This window comes from Pseudomonas sp. (assembly GCF_049300855.1).
In the GTDB taxonomy this organism is placed as follows: Bacteria; Pseudomonadota; Gammaproteobacteria; order Pseudomonadales; family Pseudomonadaceae; genus Aquipseudomonas.
This window is the reverse complement of record NZ_JBAQKH010000026.1, coordinates 669,324-691,565: the sequence shown is the minus strand read 5'-3', so window position 1 is coordinate 691,565 and position 22,242 is coordinate 669,324. Positions and strand designations below refer to the sequence as shown.

Here is a 22,242-nt window from a genome sequence, read left to right as displayed (position 1 = left end):
CTGCGGTCACTGTGGGAGCGAGCCTGCTCGCGAAGAACGGACACTCGGTTTAACGGTTGCGCTCGTTGAGGAAGGTAAACAACACCTCTGTGACAAACTCGGGGTTCTCCAGGTTGGAGATATGCCCCGCTTCCGGCACCAGCACCCACGGGCAGCCGATCAACTCAGCCATTTCCTGCGCTTCCGAAGGCGGTCGCGGTTTGTCCTGATCGCCGCACAGGATCAGCGTGGTCGCGGCATTCAATTCGCGCAAACGCGGTAACAGATCATCACGACCAAAGGTAATACGCCCCATCGGCACGATGCTTTCACGCAGCCGATCCGCGGAGTACGCCGCCAGCTTTGCACGGAAATCCTGATACAGCGCCGACTGTGGATCGATGCCCTGACGGAAGAAGATCGGCACAACGATATCGAGCAATTGCTCGGAGATTTCGCCGGTTTCTTCGATCTGTTTAAACAGCGAGAAGTAGTACTGGCGGGTCGGTTCAGGCTCGACGCCGACGTAGGTGTCCATCAGCACCAGACCGTTGACCCGCTGCGGTGCCGCCAACGCCAGGCGCACGCCCCACATGCCGCCGACCGACAAGCCAACCAACGTAACCTGATCGATATCCAGATGATCGAGCAAGGCCTGCGCCTGGCGGGCGATGTCGTCCAGTGATGAGATGCCTTCGGGTAACCGTCCCGACTCGCCATGCCCCCACAGATCCAGTGCGATCACCCGGTAGTGCGGCGACAACGCGGCAATCTGCGGCGCCCACATGGCCTGGTCCCACAGATAACTGCCGGCCAGCAATACCGCAGGGCCGGTGCCTTGATCAATGTAATGCAGCGCTTGTCCGTCCACCGTGAAAAAAGGCATCGACCACCCCCGCGACAAAAAAGAGAACCGGCAGACTGAGCTGCCGGTTGCTGGTCGTCAACCCTCGAAATGTACGTGAATGTAGCGGTTTAATTGTGTTGAACGCACTGACGCCATCGCTGGCAAGCCAGGTCCCACAGAGATCGAATGTGTTCACAGGTTTCGTGCTCACATCAGGACATTGTGGGAGCTGGCTTGCCAGCGATGAGGCCGGTACAGACACTAGAGAACTAGAGCCCCTCCAGCTCCGCCATCAGATCATTCAACCGATCAACCTTCTCCTCGGTAATATCACTCGCCGCCAACCCCTCGATGTACTCGGCCAACTCTGCCACCGTGCTGCACTCGAACATCGCCCGCAGCGGCACATCACGCTGCAGGGTTTTCTGTACCCGCGAAGCGATCTGCGTGGCCAGCAACGAATGCCCGCCCAGCTCGAAGAAGTTGTCACGCACACCGACCTGCTCGACCTTCAACACCTCAGCCCAAATGTCCGCCAACGTCTGCTCAAGCTCATTGCGCGGGGCCAGGTAATCCTGGCTCTGCAACTGACCGATTTCCAGCGCCGGCAGGGCTTTGCGATCCAGTTTGCCGTTGGCATTCAGCGGTAGCTGATCGAGCCACATCCAGTGCAGCGGCACCATGTATTCCGGCAACTCGGCGCGCAGGCGCTGTTTGATTCGCTCCAGGCGTTCGCTCGGATTCAGTGCGCTGTCAGCAGCCACCAGATAACCGACCAAGTGTTTACCGTTGACGCCTTCCTGCACGCCGACCGCGCCATCGCGCACTTCCGGCTGTTCATGCAGGCGCGCTTCGATTTCGCCCAGCTCGATGCGATAACCGCGAATCTTCACTTGATGGTCGACGCGGCCAACGTACTCCAACACACCGTCGCTACGACGCCGCGCCAGGTCACCGGTGCGATACAGACGCTCGCCCGGCGCACCGAACGGGTTCGGCACAAACACCGGCGCGGTGCGCAGCGGATCGCTGACATAACCGCGACCGACGCCCGTGCCCGCCACGCACAACTCACCGACCGCACCCAATGGCACCAGGTCCAGCGCGCCATCGACCAGATAGAGCAAGTTGTTGTCGGTCGGCGTACCGATCGGCAAGTAACTGCCGCGCGTCGACGCCATGTCGACGCGGAAGAACGCCACGTCGTCCGAGCATTCCGCCGGGCCGTAAGCGTTGACCAGGCCGATGTCCGGATAACGCAGCAGCCATTGGTGCGCCAGCTCCGGCGGCATGGCCTCACCGGTCGGCAACATCCAGCGCAAGCCATCGAGGCTCAGGCGATCCGCGGCGAGCATGCCTTGAATCAGCGACGGCACGCTCTCCAGCACGGTGATGCCCTGCGCCTGTACATGCACCAGCAAACCTTGCGGATCGTGGGCAATCGTATTCGGCACGATGTCCACCCGCGCACCGAACAGCGGTGCGGCGAGGAACTGCCAGACCGAAATATCGAAGCTTTGCGAAGCGGTCTGCGCGATCACATCGGCGTCGCTCAGATTCAAGTAAGGCACCTTGCTCAACTGGTTGTTGAGCATGCCGCGCTGCTCGACCATCACGCCTTTCGGCAGGCCGGTCGAGCCCGAGGTGTAGATCACGTAAGCGAGGTTGTCCGGGCCGCTGTAAATGCCCGGATCCTGCACCGATGTCGCTGCCGCTTGAATCTCTTCCCACACCAGCAGGCGTGGGCGATTGGCGCAGCTGAATTCATCCAGCAACGTCTGCGCCTGGTCAAAACAGGCTTTAGAGCACACCAGCACCGGCGTGCGGCTCAGCTCGATGATGCGTTGCAGACGCTGGCTCGGCAGGCCCGGATCCAGCGGCAGATAACCCGCGCCAGCCTTGAAGCTGCCGATGATCATGCCGAGCAGATCGAGATTGCGTTCGCTGAGCAAGGCCACCGGTTGATCCATCTGCACACCGGCGGCGACCAGCGCATGGCCGAGGCGGTTGGCGTTGCGGTTCAGCTCGGCGTAGCTCTGTTGCTGATCCAGGCACGTCGCAGCGATGCGTTGCGGATGCGCGGCGACCTGCGCTTCGAACAGCGCAACGTAGCTCTGCTCCAGCGGATATGCATGCGCACTCTGGTTGCAACCGTGCAGCAGGAAGTCCTGTTCCTCGGCCCCCAGCAGCGGCAGGTCGGCCATGTCGCCATGGAAACCATCGACCAGCGCCAGCAGCAGACGCTTGAACTCGCCGAGCATGCGCTCGATGGTCGATTCGTCGAAATAACGCTGGTCATACGACAGGTGCAGACCGAGGTCATCGCCCGGGTAGCACACCGCCGTCAGCGGGAAATTGGTGTGCGTACGGCCCGAGTCCGAGGTCGCATTGAGGCTCTGCGCCCGATCAAGTACCGAGACCTCCACCGGGGCGTTTTCAAAGACGAACAGGCTGTCGAACAGCGGCTGGCCCTTCGGCAATTCGCTTTGTTCCTGGATGTTCACCAGCGGCAGGTATTCGTACTCGCGCAGTTGCATGTTGCTGTCGAGCAGACCACTGAGCCACTGGCGCACGCTTGAGCGCTGATCGTCCTCGGGCATTTTCACCCGCAGCGCGATGCTGTTGATGAACAGGCCAACCGTGCGCTGCATCTCCGGCATGTCCACCGGACGCCCGGCCACGGTCACGCCGAAAAGCACGTCACGATCGCCACTCATGCGCCGCAGCACCAGCGCCCACGCCGCTTGGGCGAAGGTGTTGATCGTCAACTGATGGGCCTGCGCCAGTTCCCGCAGACGCGCACCGTCCTCGACATTCAGGCGGGTGTAGCGGTCGCCGACGATCATGCCGCCGCTTTCACCGGCGTGTTCACGCAGGAACGGACGGTCACTCGGGATCGGCGTAGTGCGCTCGAAGCCTTGCAGATTGTGCTGCCACCACTGCCGCGCTTCGGCCAGGCTCTGGCGTTGCAGCCAGCCGATGTAATCGCGATAACGCGGCGGCATGCTCAACTGTGCTTCGCGACCTTCACCCAGAGCGGTGTAAATCTCGAAGAAGTCGTTCATCAGCAACGAGCGGCACCAGGCATCGATGAGGATGTGGTGGTTGCTCATCATGAACCAGTAACGCGCCGCGCCAACCTTGATCAGACGCAAGTGGAACGGCGCCTGATTGAGCAGATCGAAACCGGCCTCGCGCTCGTTTTTCAGCAAGGCTTGCAGCTTCGGTTCCTGCTCGGTTTCGGCAATGGCGCTCCAGTCCAGATACTCGATCGGCGTGCGACCCGGGGTGTGAATCACTTGCAGCATGTCTTCACCGACGTTCCAGCAGAACGAGGCACGCAGTGCTTCATGACGGGCGACCACCGCTTGCCACGCCTGCGCGAAACGCTCGGCGTCGAGTTCGCTGTTGATGCGGTAGCGATCCTGCATGTAGTACAGACCGGTGCCCGGTTCGAGCAAGGTGTGCAGCAGCATGCCTTCCTGCATCGGCGTCAGCGGATAGACGTCTTCGATGTGCGCGGCGGGCACCGGCAAGGCATCGAGTTGCGCCTGGGTCAGCCTGGCCAGCGGGAAGTCCGACGGCGTCAGACCACCGGCCTGGTCTTGCAGACAATGGGCGATCAGACTTTGCAGTTCGCCCAAGTAAGCGTCGGCCAGATCGTTGATGGTCTGCGCCTCGTAACGCTCGGCGCTGAAGGTCCAGCGCAGGAGCAATTCACCGCCGTAAACCTGGCTGTCGATGCTCAGTTCGTTCGGCAATGGCGCCTGCAGATCGTGCGCGGCACCGACCGGCTCATCCAGCGGACGGAACAGCGCATCGCTGCCGAAGCTCTGGTCGAACTGGCCGAGGTAGTTGAAGGTGACCGGCGCGTTCGGCAGCGCGGCCATGCTGCGCTGGCTGAGATCGTCGGCGAGATAACGCAACACGCCATAACCGAGGCCTTTGTGCGGCACCGCGCGCAGTTGCTCCTTGATTGCTTTGATCGAAGCGCCCTGCCCTGCGGCTTCTTCGATGTTCTGCGGAGTCAGGCGCAACGGGTAAGCGCTGGTGAACCAGCCGACAGTGCGGGTCAGGTCGATCTCGTCGAACAGGGTTTCGCGGCCGTGGCCTTCCAGTTGAATCAGCGCCGACGGTTGCCCGCTCCAGCGGCACAGCACGCGGGCCAATGCCGTCAGCAGCAGGTCATTGACTTGCGTGCGATAGGCCGCCGGAGCCTGTTGCAGCAGCTGTTTGGTGTGCTCGGCATCAAGGCGCACGCTGACGGTTTGCGCGTGGCGATTCTGCTGGCCGCCCTGCGGATTTTCGCAAGGTAGATCAGCGTTCTGGCCGGCCAGTTGGGTTTGCCACCAGTTAAGTTCTTCACGCAGGGATTCGCTGCCGGCGTAAGCCTGCAAACGCGCCGCCCAGTCTTTGAAGGCACTGGTTTTCGCCGGCAATTTCACCGCTTGGTCGGCGTCGAGTTGACGGTAAACGGTCTGCACATCGTCGAGCAGGACACGCCACGACACGCCATCGACCACCAAGTGATGGATCGCGATAAACAGGCGTTGCTGACCTTCAGGGCCATCGACCAGCAAGGCGCGAACCAACGGGCCGTTTTCCAGATCGAGGCTGCGCTGGGCATCGGCGAACAGCGCTTCGCACTTGTCCATCGAGGTCACGCGCACTTGCCACAACACCGCCGCGTCGGACACCGGTTGGTGCGTCGCTTGCCACTCGCCGTTGACTTCGCTGAAGCGCAGACGCAAGGCGTCATGCTGCTCGATCACCGCCAGCAGCGCCTGCTCCAGACGCTGCGGTTGGAGGGTCACGGTCGGCTCCAGCAACAACGCCTGGTTCCAGTGCTGACGCTCAGGGATTGCCGTATCGAAGAACCAGTGCTGAATCGGCGTCAACGCCGATTCACCAACCACCAGACCTTGCTCGGCCGTCACCTGCTCGGTGCGGCTGGCCACAGCGGCGAGGGTCTGCACAGTCTGGTGCTGGAACAGATCGCGCGGGCTGAAATGAATGCCCTGTTGACGCGCACGGCTGACCACTTGAATCGACAGAATCGAGTCGCCGCCCAGCTCAAAGAAGTTGTCGTTGAGGCCGACCTGCTCGACGTTGAGCACCTCACACCAGATCTGTGCCAGGGTCTGTTCCAGCTCATTACTTGGGGCAACGTAGTCCTGACGATTCAACTCAGGATCCGGCGCCGGCAGAGCGCGGCGGTCGAGTTTGCCGTTGGCGGTCAGCGGCATGCTCGCCAGCAGAATCAAGTGCGTCGGCACCATGTAATCCGGCAGTTGCGCCTTGAGGTGCGATTTGAGGGCATCGCGCAGTTCGGCCTGCTTGGCTTCGCTCTGCTCAGCGACTTCGGTGACCAGATAGCCGACGAGTTGTTTGCCGCTCGGCGCATCCAATGCCAGCACTACGGCTTCGCGGATCGAAGCGTGATCGAGCAGACGCGTTTCGATTTCGCCCAGTTCGATACGGAAACCACGGATCTTCACCTGATGGTCGATCCGCCCCAGGTATTCCACCAGACCATCGGCACGCTGGCGCACCAGGTCGCCGGTGCGGTACATGCGCCCGCCATCGGTGGCGAACGGGTCAGCGACAAAACGTTCGGCGGTGATGCCCGGGCGATCGTGATAGGCCTGCGCCAGACCGGCGCCGCCGACGAACAATTCACCGGTCGCACCTTGCGGCACCAGCGCCAGATCGGCGTCGAGAATGTACGCCACACGCGCACCAATCACGCTGCCGATCGGCACACTGCCGGCGCCCTCCTCCAGCACCTCTGGCGCGAGACTGGCCAGCGGCATGACCACGGTTTCCGTCGGGCCATAGGCGTTGAAGAACATCGACGGTTTGAACGCCGCACGAATCCTTTGCAGGTGTTCACCAGTCAATGCTTCGCCACCGGTGATGATCATCCGCACCGGCAGAATCTGGTTTTGCGTCGAGAGGAACTGCGCCAACTGGCTGCCGTAGCTCGGGGTGAAACCGAGCACGTTGATTTTATGCGTGCGGATCAAGCCGCAGATTTCTTCCGCGTCCCACTGACCTTGTGCACGCAACACCACCTGCGCGCCGCTGAGCAGCGGCACCAGCAGACGCTCGGTCGCGGCGTCGAAGTTGATTGAGTAGAAGTGCAGTTCGCAGTCGTCCGGGCGCATACCAAATCGCTCGATTACCGCTTGGCAGTGCATGGCGATTTCGCCGTGGGAGACCACCACGCCTTTCGGTTTGCCGGTCGAACCCGAGGTGTAAATCAAATAAGCCTGATGCTGCGGCAGACTGATAAATGGCAGCTCAGTGGCCGGGTAAGCGGCGAGTGCTGCGCTGTCATCTTCGAGGCACCAACGCGCCACGCTTGGCGGCAGATCGCCGAGGGCCTGGAACATGGCGCGATCACTGAGCAGCAAGCCGATGCGGCTGTCTTCGATCATGTAGTGCAGACGGTCGAGCGGGTATTCCGGGTCCAGCGGCACATAAGCGCCGCCGGCCTTGAGAATCGCCAGCAAGCCGATGACCATTTCCAGCGAACGCTCCAGCGCTAGACCGACCCGCACTTGCGGACCAACGCCACGCTCACGCAAGGCCCAGGCCAAGCGATTGGCGCGGGCGTCGAGTTCGGCGTAGCTCAGGTTCTGCCCGGCGAAGGTCAGGGCCGGCGCGTCTTTGCGGGCCAGCGCCTGTTCGGCGAACAGGTGATGAATGCACTGGTCGAGACGATGCTCGCCGGGTTCGATACCGAGGCTGTCGAGCAACTGCTGTTGCTCCGGCCCATCGAGCAGCGGCAGTTCACTGAGACGCTGTTGCGGATCGGCGATCAGCGCTTCGAGCAGATTGCGCCAATGTTTGGCCATGCGCGCGATGGTCGGCTCATCGAACAAATCGGTGCTGTACGTCAGGCAGCAACCGAGGCGATGGTCGAGGTCGGTGACTTCCAGGTTGAGGTCGAACTTGGTCGCCCGCGCATCGTTGGCCAGGTACTCGACAGTCATGCCGGCGAGCATGCGGCTCTGCTGGAATTCCCAGCGCTGCACGTTGCACATCACCTGGAACAGCGGGTTGTACGCGGCGCTGCGCGGCGGTTGCAAGGCTTCAACCAGATGATCGAACGGCAGGTCCTGATGCGACTGACCTTCGATGACGGTGTGACGCACCTGCTCGAACAATTCGCCGACCGACATCATGCCGTCGAGCTGGCAACGCAGCACTTGGGTGTTGAGGAACGCCCCGATCAGCCCTTCACTTTCCGGGCGAATACGGTTGGCCACCGGCGCGCCGATGCGCAGATCGGTCTGGCCGCTGTAGCGGTAAAGCAGCGTGGCGAGTGCGGCGGTCATGGTCATGAACAGGGTCAGACCGTGTTGCGCATTGAACGCGCGAACCCGCGCGGCGAGGTCGTCACTGAGGTCGAAACGGAACAGTTCGCCCTGATGGCTTTGCACCGGCGGACGCGGACGATCGCCCGGCAATTCCAGCAATGGATGTTCACGACCGAGTTGCGCGGTCCAGTAGTCGAGCTGACGCTGACGCTCGCCGGATTCCAGCCAGTTACGCTGCCAGACGCTGTAGTCGAGGTACTGCACCGGCAACGGTTCGAGCGGCGAATCGCGGTCATCGACAAACGCTTCGTACAACGCGCTGAGTTCGCGGGCGAAGATGTCCATCGCCCAGCCTTCGGTGACGATATGGTGCAGGGTCAGAACAAAGTAATGCTCGTGCTCGGCAGTCTTGACCAGACAGGCACGCAGCAGCGGGCCGGTTTCCAGGTCGAACGGCAGATGCGCTTCTTCATCGGCCAGTTGCTGAACCTTTTGCTCGCGCACGTCGGCGGCGAATTTGGAGAAATCCTTCCAGCCCATGCGCACGCCGGTTTCGGCATGCACCTGCTGACGCGCAACGCCGTCGACACTCGGGAACGTGGTGCGCAGGGTTTCGTGACGCAAAATCAGCGCTTGCAACGCCGACTCGAAACGCTCGACATGCAACACGCCACGCAGGCGTGCCATGCCGCCAACGTTGTACGCCGGGCTGTCCGGTTCCATCTGCCAGAGAAACCACATGCGCTGTTGCGAGTATGACAACGGCACCGGTTGGCTGCGGTCGACCTTGTCGATCGGCGGCTGTTTGTTGGTGCGGCCGCTGGCCTGGATCAACCGGATCTGTTCGGCGAAATCACCGAGTTCGCTGTGCTCGAACAACGCGCGCAACGGCAACTCGACGTCACAGGCCTGACGGGTACGCGAAATGATTTGCGTGGCCAGCAGCGAGTGACCGCCGAGGGCGAAGAAGTCGTCGCGCAGACCGATTTGCGCCAGACCCAGCACTTCGCGCCAGATCGCGGCGATCTGCTGTTCCAGCTCAGTCACCGGTTCAACGTGTTCACGTACTTGCCATTGCGGCTCGGGCAAGGCACGGCGGTCGAGTTTGCCGCTGGGGCTGAGCGGCATTGCGTCGAGACGCATCAGTTGCGCCGGGACCATGTATTCCGGCAGTTCGGCGGCCAGAGCGGTTTTCAGCCGGGTGATTTGCTCGTCAGGATTTTCGCTGGCATCGGTTGCGGTGAAGTAGCCGATCAGTTGCGCACCGGCAGCGGTTTCGCGCACCAGCACCACGGCTTGGGCGACGCCGTCCTGGGCGAGCAGACGTGCTTCGATTTCTTCCGGTTCGACACGGAAGCCACGCAGTTTGACCTGCTGATCGAGGCGGCCGAGGTATTCGATGACGCCATCGGCGGTCCAGCGCGCGCGGTCGCCAGTGCGGTACAAACGCGCGCCCTGCTCGCCCAATGGATCGACGACAAAGCGTTCAGCGGTCAACGCTGGACGACCGAGGTAACCGCGAGCCAGACCGATGCCGCTGAGGCACAGCTCACCCGGCACACCGGCCGGCACGGCATTGAGATCGGCGTCTAGTACGCGGCAGATCACGTTACCCAGCGGACGGCCAATCGGAGAACGTTCGCCATCGGCAGTGGTGCAATGCCAGTGGGTGACGTTGATCGCGGTTTCGGTCGGGCCATAACGGTTGTGCAGTTGCACCGCTGGCAGTTGCGCGAGCACACGGTTACGCAGTTCGGCGGGCAGCGCTTCGCCGCCGGAAAACACCCGGCGCAGGCTGGTGCATTCGGCGCTCAGCGGTTCGTCGATGAACAGCGAGAGCAGCGGCGGCACAAAATGCAGCGTGGTCACGCCATGTTCTTGCACCAATTGCGCGATGCGATGCGGATCACGGTGTTCGCCGGGGCCGGCAATCAGCAAGCGCGCGCCAGTGATCAACGGCCAGAAGCACTCCCACACCGAGACGTCGAAACTGATCGGCGCCTTTTGCATCAGCACATCCGTTTCATCGAGGCCGTAAGTGCTCTGCATCCATTGCAGACGTTCGGCCAATGCCGCATGCGTATTGCCGACGCCTTTCGGTTGGCCGGTGGAACCCGAGGTGTAAATCACGTAAGCGAGGTTGTCGCCGTGCAAGTGCAGGCCCGGTGCCTGGCTCGGCCAGTTTTCCAGGTGCAAGGCGTCCATGGCGATCACACTGACGCCGTCGCTGGCCGGCAAGCGCTCGAGCAATTCGGTCTGGGTCAGGAGCAATTCGACGCCGCTGTCGCTGAGCATGTAGGCCAGGCGATCAGCCGGGTAATCCGGGTCGAGCGGCACATAAGCGCCGCCGGCCTTGATGATCGCCAGCAGGCCGATCAACAGTTGCGGCGAGCGCTCGGCAGCGATGGCCACGCAAACGTCGGGGCCGACGCCTTTGTCGCGCAGATAGTGCGCAAGGCGATGGGCCTGAGCGTGCAGTTCGGCGAAGTCGAGCCTGCCACCGTCCCATACCAGCGCGGTGCGCTCCGGGGTCAGACGCGCCTGTTCGTTGAGCAGTTCCGGCAGCCATTGTTGCGCCGGGGTGCACGGTGCGACGCTCCAGTTTTTTTGCTGTTCGTGCTCGCTGGAGGTCAGCAGTTGCAGATCGCCGATGGCTTGTTGCGGGTGTTCGCAGACGTCGCGGAGCAGGTTGCTGAAGTGCTCGGCCAGACGTTCGACGGTCGCGGCGTCAAACAATTCGCTGGCGTAGTCGAAGGACAAAGTCAGGCGACCGTTACGGTCTTCTTCGCTGTGCAGTTGCAGGTCGAACTTGGCCTCGCGGCTGTGCCACGGCAGCTCTTCGGCGAGCAGACCCGGCAGACGTTTGAGCACACTCAGATCGCGTTGCTGATGGTTGAACATGACCTGGAACAAGCCTTGTTCACGAGCCTGCGGGAAGGCTTCGAGCAGTTGTTCGAACGGCAGATCCTGATTCGCCTGGGCACCGAGTGCGGCCTGGCGGGTGTGCGCCAGCAGCTCGACGAACGACAGGCGCGAATCGATCTCGGCGCGCAGCACCTGGGTGTTGATGAAGAAACCGATCAAGCCTTGGGTTTCCAGGCGCGGACGGTTGGCATTCGGCACGCCGATGCGGATGTCGCGCTGACCGCTGTAGCGATGCAGCAAGCTCTGGAATGCCGAGAGCAGCAACATGAAAGGCGTCGACTGGTGCGCTTGCGCCGTGTTGCGGATCGCGTCGCTGAGGCTGGCGCCCAGACGCACGGTGTGGCGTGCGGCGCTGTGGATTTGTTGAGCCGAACGCGGATGATCGGTGGCCAGTTCCAGGGTTGGATGCTCGTCGCCCAACTGATTTTTCCAGTAGCCCAGTTGGCGCTCACCCTCGCCTTGCGCCAGCCATTGGCGCTGCCAACTGCCATAGTCGGCGTACTGGGCTGGCAGCGGCGCAAGGTTGGCGGTTGCGCCTTGCGAAGCGGCGGCATACAGGCGTGAGAATTCGTCGATCAGCACGTTCAGCGACCAGCCGTCGGCGATGATGTGGTGCAGGGTTACCAGCAGTTGATGATCTTCTTCATCAAGGCGCACCAGCGTCACCCACAGCAACGGACCTTTTTCCAGGGCGAACTGAGTGCGCGCTTCGTCCTCGCGGATTTGCTGAGCGCGAGCTTCGCGCTCATGCGCCGGCAGGTCGCTGATGTCGATCAGTTGCAAATTGAATTCGGCGGCGCCATCGACTTGTTGCAGGGCGACGCCGTCGCGTTCAAAGAAGCGCGTGCGCAGCGATTCGTGGCGTTCAATCAGTTGCTGGAAGCTGGCGCGCAAGGCGTCTTCGTCGAGTTCGCCGCGCAGGCGCAGTGCGCCGGGAATGTTGTAGGCGCTGCTTTGCGGGTCGAGTTGCCAGGTGATCCACAAGCGGTTTTGCGCCAGCGATTGCGGCATCGGCTCGCTACGCGACAGCGCGGTGATTGCGCCTTGGGCGCTGCCGCCGTCCTGTTGCTGTTGCGCCACGGCGGCGGCGAACGCGGCCAGCGTCGGCGCTTCGAACAGCAGGCGCAGGTTCAGCTCAAGCGCGAGTTCTTCGCGGACTCGGGCGATGACTTGCGTGGCGGCGATCGAGTTGCCGCCAAGCAGGAAGAAGTGATCGTCGGCGTTGACCTGTTTGACGTGGAGTTGCTCGGCCCAGATTTTGCCGATCAGCGCTTCGAGCTCAGATGCGTTGGTGCCCGACTCTGCGGTTTCGGCTGCCGTCGTCGGGAACACCGCGTAGCTGTCGAGGCTGCCATCGGCCAGTCGATTGCGGCACGCCGAGCGTTGCAATTTGCCGCTGGAGGTTTTCGGCAGCGCGCCCGGATTGAGCAGCACCACCACGCTCGGGGCTTCCTGATAAGCCTCGGCCACGGCTTGACGAATGGCTTTGATCAACGCTTCCGGCGGCAGGATTTTCTGCACGCTGCGGCTGATTTCCGCGGCGATGCCGATGCCCTCTTCGCCGTCCTGAGTGACGGCGAATGCAGCAACGCGGCCCTTGCGCACCACTTCCACTTCGTTCTCGACGGTCTTCTCGATGTCCTGCGGATAGAGGTTATGCCCACGCACGATCAGCATATCTTTCAGGCGCCCGGTGATGAACAGCTCACCGTCGCGGATAAACCCCAGATCGCCAGTGCGCAGCCAGGTGCGGCCAGCGTGCTGAACGAAAGTCTTGGCGCTGGCTTCGGGGTTGCGCCAGTAACCGAGGGCAATGCTCGGGCCGGCGGCCCAGACTTCACCGACAGCGTTGTCGGCCAGTTCTACGAGCGTGTTCGGCTCGACGATGAGCACCGCGTGTTCCGGCTGGCTGATGCCGCAGCTCATGATCGGGCTGCCATCGCCAGGCTCGGCACGGTTTTGCGCCAGGGCCTGATCATCCACACGCAATGCCGGAATGCCGGTGCCGCGTGGGGTGCCGGCGACGAACAACGTCGCTTCGGCCAGACCGTACGAGGCCATGAAACTGCCTTCGCTGAAGCCACACGTCACGAACTTTTCGGCGAAGCGCTCCAGTGTGTCGAGGCGAATCGGCTCGGAGCCGGAATAGGCCACGCGCCAGCGGCTCAGGTCGAGACGCTCAAGCGCCGACTCACTGACCCGTTCGCTGCACAAGCGATAGGCGAAGTCCGGCCCGCCGCTGATCGTCCCGCCGTATTGGCTGATCGCTTCGAGCCAGCGCAATGGTCGGCCGAGGAAGTACGCCGGTGACATCAGAATGCACGGCACGCCGCTGAAGATCGGCTGCAGCAAGCCACCGATCAACCCCATGTCGTGGTACAGCGGCAGCCAGCTGACGATGACATCGTCCGGGTTTACGTCGATGCCGAAACCGTGACGGATCAACAATTCGTTGGCGACCAGGTTGCCGTGGCTGACTTGCACGCCTTTGGGCAGCGCAGTCGAGCCGGAGGTGTATTGCAGGAAGGCGATGTGGTCGGGCGGCAAGGTCGGTTCTTGCCAGTTGACGGCCAGCGCGCTGTCGAGGGTATCGACACATAGCAGCGGCGGCGCGCCTTCGATCTGCTGCAAGGTGTCGCGCAGATCGGCGCTGGTCAGCAGCAAGCGCGGTTCGGCGTCGGCGATGATCGACAGCAAACGTTCCTGATGGTGACGACGCGCCGACTCCGGCGGGTAAGCCGGCACCGCGATGACCCCGGCGTACAGGCAACCAAAGAACGCCGCGACGTAATCCGGGCCGCTGGGAAACAGCAGCACCGCGCGATCACCGAACTCGGCCTCGGCCTGCAACGCCGTCGCAATGGTGCGCGCGCGTCGATCCAGCTCGCGATAACTGAGTACCACAGCCTGCTCCGGGTTTTCGGCAAGAAAACGCAAGGCCAGTTGATCCGGCGTCAGCGCCGCCCGGCGCTGAAGGGCTTGGACCAGGGTGCTGGGGAGTTCGAACGCGTCGGTCATGAGGTTTCCTGCCTGAATTCGGCTTGCGAGTGGAATCGGGTTGCTGTGTCACGCCCGTCGAGGGCGTGCAGGGCGCGGTCTGTGCCGACCGCGCAAGGCTTCGGAATGCTGTCTGGCCGCGGGTGTTACCCGGAACCATTCACCAATGAGAACGGATGACGTCTTGAAATAATTAGTCGGCAGGCTGGATCGCCAATGGGGCCGGGGTGTGACGGCGTGTCGCAGTTCTCACATCGCACCGATTTGGATCATTAGTTCTCTTTCTCAATTGACAATCATTATCATTCAACATAATTTGTCGCTCGATGTGTAGGACGGCCCCGTCCCCCAGGCGTCCCACTAACCTATTGGCAGCAAGGTGATTTCCATGACGGAACAAGTATCCACAAGCAGGTGCGATTCACCGCTACTTCAGGCATTCGTCGACAATCGACTGATTCTGGTCAAAATCGCAGCCCGTATTACCGGCTGCCGGTCGCGCGCCGAAGATGTGGTGCAGGATGCGTTTTTCCGCCTGCAATCGGCGCCACCGATCACGTCGTCGATCAAGGCCCAACTGAGTTATCTGTTTCAGATCGTGCGCAACCTCGCCATCGATCACTACCGCAAACAGGCGCTGGAACAGAAGTACTCCGGCCCTGAAGAGGAAGGGCTGAATGTGGTCATCCAGGGTGCTTCGCCGGAAACCTCGCACATCAACTTTTCGACTCTGGAAAACATCGCCGACGCACTGACCGAGCTGCCCAGCCGCACTCGCTATGCGTTCGAGATGTACCGCCTGCACGGCGTGCCGCAAAAGGACATCGCCAAGGAACTGGGCGTCTCGCCGACCCTGGTCAACTTCATGATTCGTGATGCGCTGGTGCACTGCCGCAAGGTCTCGGGCAGTCGTCGGGATGCGGTGATTGCCGGTCGTCGCTAAGCTCTGAATTCGGCGCAAAGCCATTCGCGAGCAAGCTCGCCCCCACATTGGATCTGTGTATGCAGAAACCATGTGGGAGCGAGCTTGCTCGCGAAGACGGACTCAAAATCACAAAGATCCTGAGCCCGATCAGCTCACGCCAACCTGCATCGATCAAAAAACCGCTCACGCCCCAGAATCATCAGCGCCGCGCGCTTGTGCGGGAAGTCGAATTCCTTCTCGCAGTGGAAGCACTGATTGTGCATATGGCCAATCATCTTCGCGTTGTCGGCACGCGGCTCGGCGACTACGCGCTGAGTGCGCGGATCATCGAGAAACAGGTAATGCACCAGCGCCGATAACCAGCTCGCCACTTTGTGTGGCCCGCGGTGATCCTCCTCGCCGACCAGCATGTGAATGCCACGGTCGTAATTGTCGGCATCGTAAAACGGCGCGATACGATCTTCCTTGGCCCAATAGGCCTCGAAGTAGGCAAACGGCTGATCATCGAAACAGCCAATCAACGTCAGCGTGTGCGGATCGGCATCGAGCTTGCTCAGGTACTCGCGGTGCTGCTCGAGGCTGCCCTCCTCCTGCCAGAAACTGGCCACGCGCGGGCTGTTCTGCCAACGGTTGAAGCGCGGCAGGTCTTCTTCGATCTCTAACGTGCGCAGGGAAATCCACGCGCCAAGGCGCGCATCAAAACGTCGATAGACCTCACCCCGTGGTTTCACCGGACGCAGCGGATGGCGCTTGCCTTGGCTGATGACCATTTGCTGCGGGTAGCTGCCGGTCAGCGAAGTGCCCAGCCACGGTTGTGGCAGTTGCCAGAACAGCGTGCGTTCACAACGATATTCGCCGGCCACCTCAGTGTTCACCAACAAACCACTGAGCAAGGCTTCGGTCGGCGGCTGATCCAGTTGCCAGGTCAGTTGCTGACACGCAGGATCGCGCGCGAACAGCCAATAACAGGCCGCCCACAGCGCTTGTCCCGGCGGCAGGGCAAAACGCTCATCGAGCTGAATCGCCCCCTCGGCTTCTCGATCAAGGCGCAGGCGGATCAGCGGTTGGCCGTCCAGGCTCAGGCTCAGACGGCTTTCAGTCGCATCAGCGATCAGTTGACGGCCCGAAGGCAATGCCAGGGCAGTCAGGTCATTCAGATTGGACATGGGTCGGGCTCACGATAATCGTCGACAGTTCAACGAAGTGACGTGATCCGGGAGGGAAAATTTAACGTTTGGCGCAAATCAATGCCTCAGTGGTGAGGCACCGGCACCACCGCAATCTTGTACGGATCGAAAATCTTCAGCATCTGGCCATTGTCACGCAAACCCCGCAGCAACTTGCCGAACGCTTCGCCGCTGATCGGTGCAGTCGGACGCAGAATCGCGTAGTGGTGATAAACCTGATCGATGCGTTGCGATACCAGCAACTCGCCACGCACTTTCTCGTTACGCAGCAGGTAATCGAACAGATAGGAGCGGGTCACCAAGGCAATATCGGCGCGCCCGCGCAGGACCATCAGCAGGTTGCTGTCGTGGGAATAGGTCAGGGTCGCGCTGAAGTTCTGGGCGAGGAATTTCGGGTCGGCATTGAAGTTGGCGAATTCATAGTGATAACCGCTGAACAGCGCCAGACGCTTGCCGGTGAGATCGGCGAAATAGTTTTGCTGGCGACCGTCTTCGCGCTGCGCGACGAAAATCTCCGCGTCCTCAAGACCCATGTCGACATCCGTGTGCGGGATATCCTTCCAGCCCCACTCCGGGTTCTCGAAGATCGCCATGTCGATCCGGCCTTGTTTGAAATCACCGAAACGCCGGGGAATCGAGGTCGGCACAAGGACGAATTGATAGTCGTTTTGCAGTTGGTTCAAGGCTTCGACCAATTGCGGCAACAGGCCGGTGTCGGCACCGTTTTCCGGGCGAATGGTGTAGGGCGGAAAATGCGCCGCGCCGACCCGAACCAATTGCGCTGCCTGAGCGGGCAATACCCAAAATGCAGCCAGCGCTGCGAGCACAAGCCCCGCGGCCGTCCGGATTGGCAAAGACTTCAAAACACCCCACTCCCCGAAAAAATACCGTTCAATGCATTCAAGCTAGGCGGTTTCGCCCAGTTAGCCAGTTTCCCGGCCGGATAGAAAGTCGCTCAGCGCTCTTCGAGGACCAGAATCAACGCCTCGTCCGCCAACTGATCGAGACTCAAACTGCCGCCCGCACGGAACCAGGTGGTGGTCCAGGACAGTGCACCGGTCAGGAAACGTCGAGTAATAAATACATCACCGCGGATAAATCCGGCGTCCTTCGCTTCACCCAGCACTTGCAGCCAGAGGTCTTCGTAGACATCGCGCAAGGCGAGCACCTTGGCCTGACCGTCTTCGGACAACGAGCGCCACTCGTAGACCAGCACCGCCATCGCCTCCCCGCTGCCACCCATGATCGATTGCAACTCGCAACGGATCAGCGCCAGCACGCGCTCGCGCACATTACTGGCGTCGGCGAGCGCCGCCCGCATCAATGCCGTGTTGTAGCGGATGGTTTCTTCCATCACCGCACGGAGAATTTCATCCTTGCTTTTGAAGTGATGAAAAATGCTCCCCGACTGGATGCCGACCGCGCCGGCCAAATCGCGCACCGTGGTGCGTTCATAGCCTTTGTTGCGGAACAAGTGAGCCGCCACTTGCAGCAGTTTGCCGCGGGCGCTGTCCGGGTCGGTCAATTGGCCTTGATCGACCAATTCGCGCATGACCCTCAGGGCTTTTTGCTCGTCCACCCGTTCTCTCCTACAGTCGATCAGTCTGTTGCCCCCTGAAACCACAGGGTTGCGCGCAATTTAAGCCGCCAACGACGACCAAGCAAGCGCTTGGGCAGAAGATAATTTCAGCTGTTTACAAACCAAGCGCTTGCTTGGTAGCCTCCAGACACTTCTGTCGCAGGTTGCTGAGTCGGAGATAAAAATGCCAACCACCGTCCGCATCGGATGCGCCAGCGCATTCTGGGGAGACACCTCGACCGCCGCCGCGCAGTTAGTGGACGGCGGTGCGCTGGATTACCTGGTGTTCGATTACCTCGCCGAAATCACCATGTCGATCATGGCCGGCGCCCGCATGAAGGATCCGCAGGCCGGATACGCCAGCGACTTCATCGACGTGCTGGCACCGCTGCTGCCGCAGTTGTCCGAACAAAAAATCCGCGTGATCAGCAATGCCGGCGGGATCAACCCGCAAGCCTGCGCTGCCGCGTTGCAGGCAGCCTGCGACAAGGCCGGCGTCGAGCTGAACATCGCCGTACTGCTGGGCGATGACCTGCAACCACAATTCAAACGACTCAGCGGCATCACCGAGATGTTCAGCGGCGCCCCGCTGCCGCCGATGTGCGTGTCGACCAACGCCTATCTCGGCGCGCCCGGCATCGTCGAAGCCTTGCGCCTGGGCGCCGACATTGTCATCACCGGGCGCGTGGTCGACAGCGCCGTGGTCAGCGCCGCGCTGGTGCATGAATTCGGCTGGTCGTGGCACGACTACGACAAACTCGCCCAGGCCGCGCTGGCCGGGCACATCATCGAATGCGGCGCACAATGCACCGGCGGCAATTTCACCGATTGGCGCGACGTGCCGGACTACGAACACATCGGCTTTCCGATCGTGGAAGTCAGCGCCGACGGCCAATTCATCGTCAGCAAACCTGAAGGCAGCGGCGGACTGGTCACACCACTGACCGTCGGCGAGCAAATGCTTTACGAAATCGGCGATCCACAAGCCTATCTGTTGCCCGACGTGGTTTGCGATTTCACTCAGGTCAAACTTCAGCAGCAAGGCAAAAACGCGGTGCACGTGCACGGCGCCAGAGGCCTGCCACCCAGCGACAAATACAAGGTCAGCGCTACGTATCCGGACGGTTTTCGCTGCACCGCCAGTTGCCTGATCGCCGGTATTGATGCGGTGGACAAGGCGCGACGCGTCAGTCAGGCAATCATCGCCAAAACGGCGGAAATGTTCAGCCAGCGTGGCTGGGCGCCCTACAGCGAAACCGACATCGAACTGCTCGGCAGCGAAGCCACCTACGGTCCACACGGGCAGCGTCGCGACAGCCGTGAAGTGGTGATCAAACTCGCCGTGCGTCATCCGAGCAAACAGGCGCTGGTGCTGTTCTCCCGGGAAATCGCCCAGGCCGCGACCGGCATGGCGCCGGGCTTGACCGGCATCGTCGGTGGCCGGCCAACCGTGTATCCGCTGATTCGCCTGTTCTCGTTCCTGATCGATAAAAGCGCCTGCACCTTGCAGGTTGATCTGGCCGGTGAAAGCCATCCTTGCGCCCTGCCCTCATCGGCAGCGCTCGACAGCGAAGACTTACCGATTGCCCGGCAACCGCCCAAACCCCAAGGTCGTGCCGATGCCAGTGTGGCATTGGTGAAACTGGCCGTGGCGCGCTCCGGCGACAAAGGCAACCACAGCAACATCGGCGTGCTGCCGCGCAAGCCCGAATACCTGCCATGGATCGCCGAAGCGCTGACCCCGGCGGTGATCGTCGACTGGATGCGTCATGTGCTCGATCCAATCCATGGCCGGGTCGAGCGCTGGTATCTGCCAGGCACCCACAGCCTGAATTTTCTCCTGGAAAACGCCCTCGGCGGCGGCGGTGTCGCCAGTCTGCGCATTGATCCGCAAGGCAAGGCCTTCGCCCAGCAACTGCTGGAAATCCAGATCCCGGTGCCACAAAGCATCGCCGAACAGCTCGACTAGAGGATTGTTTGCATGGCTTACGCGTCGATTTTCAACGCCGATCTGTTCAGCGGCCAGACCATCATCGTCACCGGTGGTGGCAGCGGCATTGGCCGTTGCACCGCGCATGAACTGGCAGCGCTCGGCGCCAATGTACTGCTGGTCGGGCGCAAGCCGGAGAAACTTCAAAAGGTCGCCGCTGAAATCGCCGAGGACGGTGGCCGCGCGCACTGGCAGGCCTGCGATATCCGCGATGAAGAAGCGGTGAAGCAACTGGTCAAGGCGCTGATCGCGGAGCACGGGCCGATTCACGGTCTGGTCAACAACGCCGGCGGCCAGTACCCGTCGCCATTGGCCGCAATCAATCAGAAAGGCTTCGAAACCGTGTTGCGCACCAATCTGGTCGGCGGTTTCCTGATGGCGCGCGAAGTGTTCAATCAGTCGATGAGCAAACACGGCGGCAACATCGTCAACATGCTCGCCGACATGTGGGGCGGCATGCCCGGCATGGGCCACTCGGGCGCGGCGCGTGCGGGCATGGACAACTTCACCAAGACCGCCGCGTTCGAATGGGGTTACGCCGGGGTGCGAGTCAATGCCGTGGCGCCGGGCTGGATTGCTTCCAGCGGCATGGACACTTACGAAGGCGCGTTCAAGGCAGTGATTCCGACTTTGCGTGAACACGTGCCTCTGAAGCGCATCGGTACCGAATCGGAAGTCAGCGCAGCGATTGTATTTCTGCTCAGTCCGGCGGCGGCATTTATCAGCGGCAGCACATTGAAAATCGATGGCGCGGCCAGCCTCGGCAATCGTGCGTGGCCGTTGCACAAGGCGACTCACAGCGAGTCGTTCAATGGTTTTCACCGGGCCTACCTGCCAGATGTCCTCAAGGACAAGGAGTAAGCCATGCCGCAGATCCACTCCCAACTCGACCCGCACAACGAAGCGTTTGCTCGCAATCGTGCAGCGATGCTTGCGGCCATCGAGCAGGTGCAGCAACTCGAACAGAACCTGCTGAACAAGGCTGCCGAAGCCAAAGCCAAATTCGACAAACGCGGGCAACTGTTGCCCCGCGAACGCCTCAACCTCCTACTAGATCCCGGCGCGCCGTTTCTCGAACTGGCCAGCCTTGCCGGCTACAAACTGCACGACGATAAGGACGGCAGTGCCGCCGGTGGCGGGCTGATCGCCGGTATCGGTTATGTGTCCGGCATTCGCGCGCTGGTGGTGGCGAACAACAGCGCCATCAAGGGCGGCACCATCTCGCCAAGCGGCTTGAAGAAATCCCTGCGCCTGCAACAGATCGCCCAGGAAAACAAACTCCCGGTGATTACCCTGGCGGAGAGCGGCGGCGCCAACCTCAATTACGCGGCGGAAATCTTCGTCGAAGGCGCGCGCAGTTTTGCCAATCAGGCACGCATGTCGGCAATGGGCTTGCCGCAGATCACAGTGGTGCATGGCTCGGCCACGGCGGGCGGCGCGTATCAACCGGGGCTGTCGGATTACGTGGTGGTCGTGCGCGGCAAGGCCAAGCTGTTTCTCGCAGGCCCGCCGCTGCTCAAAGCCGCCACCGGTGAAGTCGCCACCGATGAAGAACTCGGCGGTGCCGAGATGCACGCGCAGGTCGCTGGAACGGCCGAGTACCTGGCGGAAAACGATGCCGATGGCGTGCGTCAGGTGCGCGAAATTCTCCGTATGCTGCCGTGGAACGAGCAACTGCCGTGGCTGCCGGAGCCACAATACAAAGAGCCGCTCTACCCGATCGAAGACCTGCTCGGGTTGATCCCCGACGATCCGAAAAAGCCTTACGACGTGCGCGAAATCATCGCGCGCATTGCCGACGAATCGTGCTTTCTCGAATTCAAGGGCGAGTTCGATCAGCAAACCATTTGCGGCCAATTGAAGATTCAGGGCCGCGCCTGCGGCTTCATCGGCAACAACGGTCCGATCACCCCGAACGGCGCAAGCAAAGCCGCGCAGTTCATCCAGTTGTGCGATCAGAGCCAGACGCCGCTGCTGTTTTTCCACAACACCACAGGGTTCATGGTCGGCACCGAATCGGAACAGCAAGGTGTGATCAAACACGGTTCGAAACTGATTCAAGCGGTGGCCAACGCGCGGGTGCCTAAACTCACGATTGTCGTCGGCGGCTCTTACGGTGCCGGCAACTATGCGATGTGCGGGCGCGGTCTCGATCCGCGCTTCATCTTCGCCTGGCCGAACAGCCGCACCGCGGTGATGGGTGGCGCCCAGGCTGGCAAAGTGCTGCGCATCGTCACCGAAGCCAAGCAGCTCAAGGACGGTTTGACGCCGGACCCGAAGATGCTCGACATGCTCGAACAGGTCACCGCGCAGAAACTCGACAGCCAGTCCACCGCGCTTTACGGCAGCGCCAACCTGTGGGATGACGGACTGATTGACCCGCGCGACACCCGCACCCTGCTCGGCTACTTGCTGGACATTTGCCACGAAGCCGAGATTCGCGCGCTGCAACCCAACAGCTTCGGCGTCAGCCGGTTCTGACCACCAC

At 61.6% G+C, this 22,242-nt stretch carries 9 protein-coding genes; 4 read left to right on the top strand and 5 right to left on the bottom strand.

Annotated features, from left to right (window positions below; translation table 11 throughout):
- Window positions 1-49: 49 nt before the first annotated feature.
- Both WA225_RS12725 and WA225_RS12720 read right to left on the bottom strand, forming a co-directional pair.
- Entirely contained in the window at window positions 50-865 is an 816-nt protein-coding gene (locus WA225_RS12725; protein WP_422608170.1) for an alpha/beta fold hydrolase, read from the bottom strand.
- 230 nt (window positions 866-1,095) lie between these two features.
- The gene (locus WA225_RS12720; RefSeq protein ID WP_422608169.1) at window positions 1,096-14,094 is read right to left on the bottom strand and encodes a non-ribosomal peptide synthetase; all 12,999 of its coding nucleotides are present in this window, start codon (window positions 14,092-14,094) and stop codon (window positions 1,096-1,098) included.
- 367 nt (window positions 14,095-14,461) lie between these two features.
- Here WA225_RS12720 and WA225_RS12715 point away from each other — a divergent pair, with 367 nt between their 5' ends.
- Window positions 14,462-15,016, top strand: coding sequence for an RNA polymerase factor sigma-70 (locus WA225_RS12715; RefSeq protein ID WP_016985448.1), 555 nt, complete (start codon window positions 14,462-14,464; stop codon window positions 15,014-15,016).
- Between the two features lie 134 nt (window positions 15,017-15,150).
- On the opposite strand, the gene WA225_RS12710 is transcribed toward WA225_RS12715, so the two are convergent.
- From WA225_RS12710 to WA225_RS12700, 3 genes are all read right to left on the bottom strand, one after another.
- A complete protein-coding gene (locus WA225_RS12710) occupies window positions 15,151-16,164 on the bottom strand; it encodes a GNAT family N-acetyltransferase (protein ID WP_422608168.1) in 1,014 nt (337 codons plus the stop codon).
- An 86-nt stretch (window positions 16,165-16,250) separates the two neighbouring features.
- Window positions 16,251-17,048, bottom strand: a complete 798-nt coding sequence (locus WA225_RS12705; protein WP_422608167.1) for a substrate-binding periplasmic protein — start codon at window positions 17,046-17,048, stop codon at window positions 16,251-16,253.
- Window positions 17,049-17,140: 92 nt separating this feature from the next.
- Window positions 17,141-17,764 (bottom strand): TetR/AcrR family transcriptional regulator, encoded by a 624-nt coding sequence (locus WA225_RS12700; protein WP_422608166.1) that lies wholly within the window; start codon window positions 17,762-17,764, stop codon window positions 17,141-17,143.
- Between the two features lie 184 nt (window positions 17,765-17,948).
- Between WA225_RS12700 and WA225_RS12695 the strand changes: the two genes are divergently transcribed.
- The 3 genes from WA225_RS12695 to atuC are packed head-to-tail and all read left to right on the top strand — an operon-like array spanning window position 17,949 to window position 22,235.
- Window positions 17,949-19,733: an acyclic terpene utilization AtuA family protein gene (locus WA225_RS12695; protein ID WP_422608165.1), complete on the top strand. Its 1,785-nt coding sequence runs from the start codon at window positions 17,949-17,951 to the stop codon at window positions 19,731-19,733.
- Between the two features lie 12 nt (window positions 19,734-19,745).
- Entirely contained in the window at window positions 19,746-20,615 is an 870-nt protein-coding gene (locus tag WA225_RS12690; RefSeq protein ID WP_422608164.1) for an SDR family oxidoreductase, read from the top strand.
- Between the two features lie 3 nt (window positions 20,616-20,618).
- Entirely contained in the window at window positions 20,619-22,235 is a 1,617-nt protein-coding gene (gene atuC / locus WA225_RS12685) for a geranyl-CoA carboxylase subunit beta (protein ID WP_422608163.1), read from the top strand.
- The last annotated feature ends 7 nt before the right edge of the window (window positions 22,236-22,242 follow it).

What these genes read in the sequence shown, in the direction of transcription:
- WA225_RS12725 (WP_422608170.1), bottom strand. Translation starts at nt 865, where the DNA reads ATGCCTTTTTTCACGGTGGACGGACAAGCGCTGCATTACATTGATCAA.
- WA225_RS12720 (WP_422608169.1), bottom strand. Translation starts at nt 14,094, where the DNA reads ATGACCGACGCGTTCGAACTCCCCAGCACCCTGGTCCAAGCCCTTCAG.
- WA225_RS12715 (WP_016985448.1), top strand. Translation starts at nt 14,462, where the DNA reads ATGACGGAACAAGTATCCACAAGCAGGTGCGATTCACCGCTACTTCAG.
- WA225_RS12710 (WP_422608168.1), bottom strand. Translation starts at nt 16,164, where the DNA reads ATGTCCAATCTGAATGACCTGACTGCCCTGGCATTGCCTTCGGGCCGT.
- WA225_RS12695 (WP_422608165.1), top strand. Translation starts at nt 17,949, where the DNA reads ATGCCAACCACCGTCCGCATCGGATGCGCCAGCGCATTCTGGGGAGAC.
- WA225_RS12690 (WP_422608164.1), top strand. Translation starts at nt 19,746, where the DNA reads ATGGCTTACGCGTCGATTTTCAACGCCGATCTGTTCAGCGGCCAGACC.
- atuC (WP_422608163.1), top strand. Translation starts at nt 20,619, where the DNA reads ATGCCGCAGATCCACTCCCAACTCGACCCGCACAACGAAGCGTTTGCT.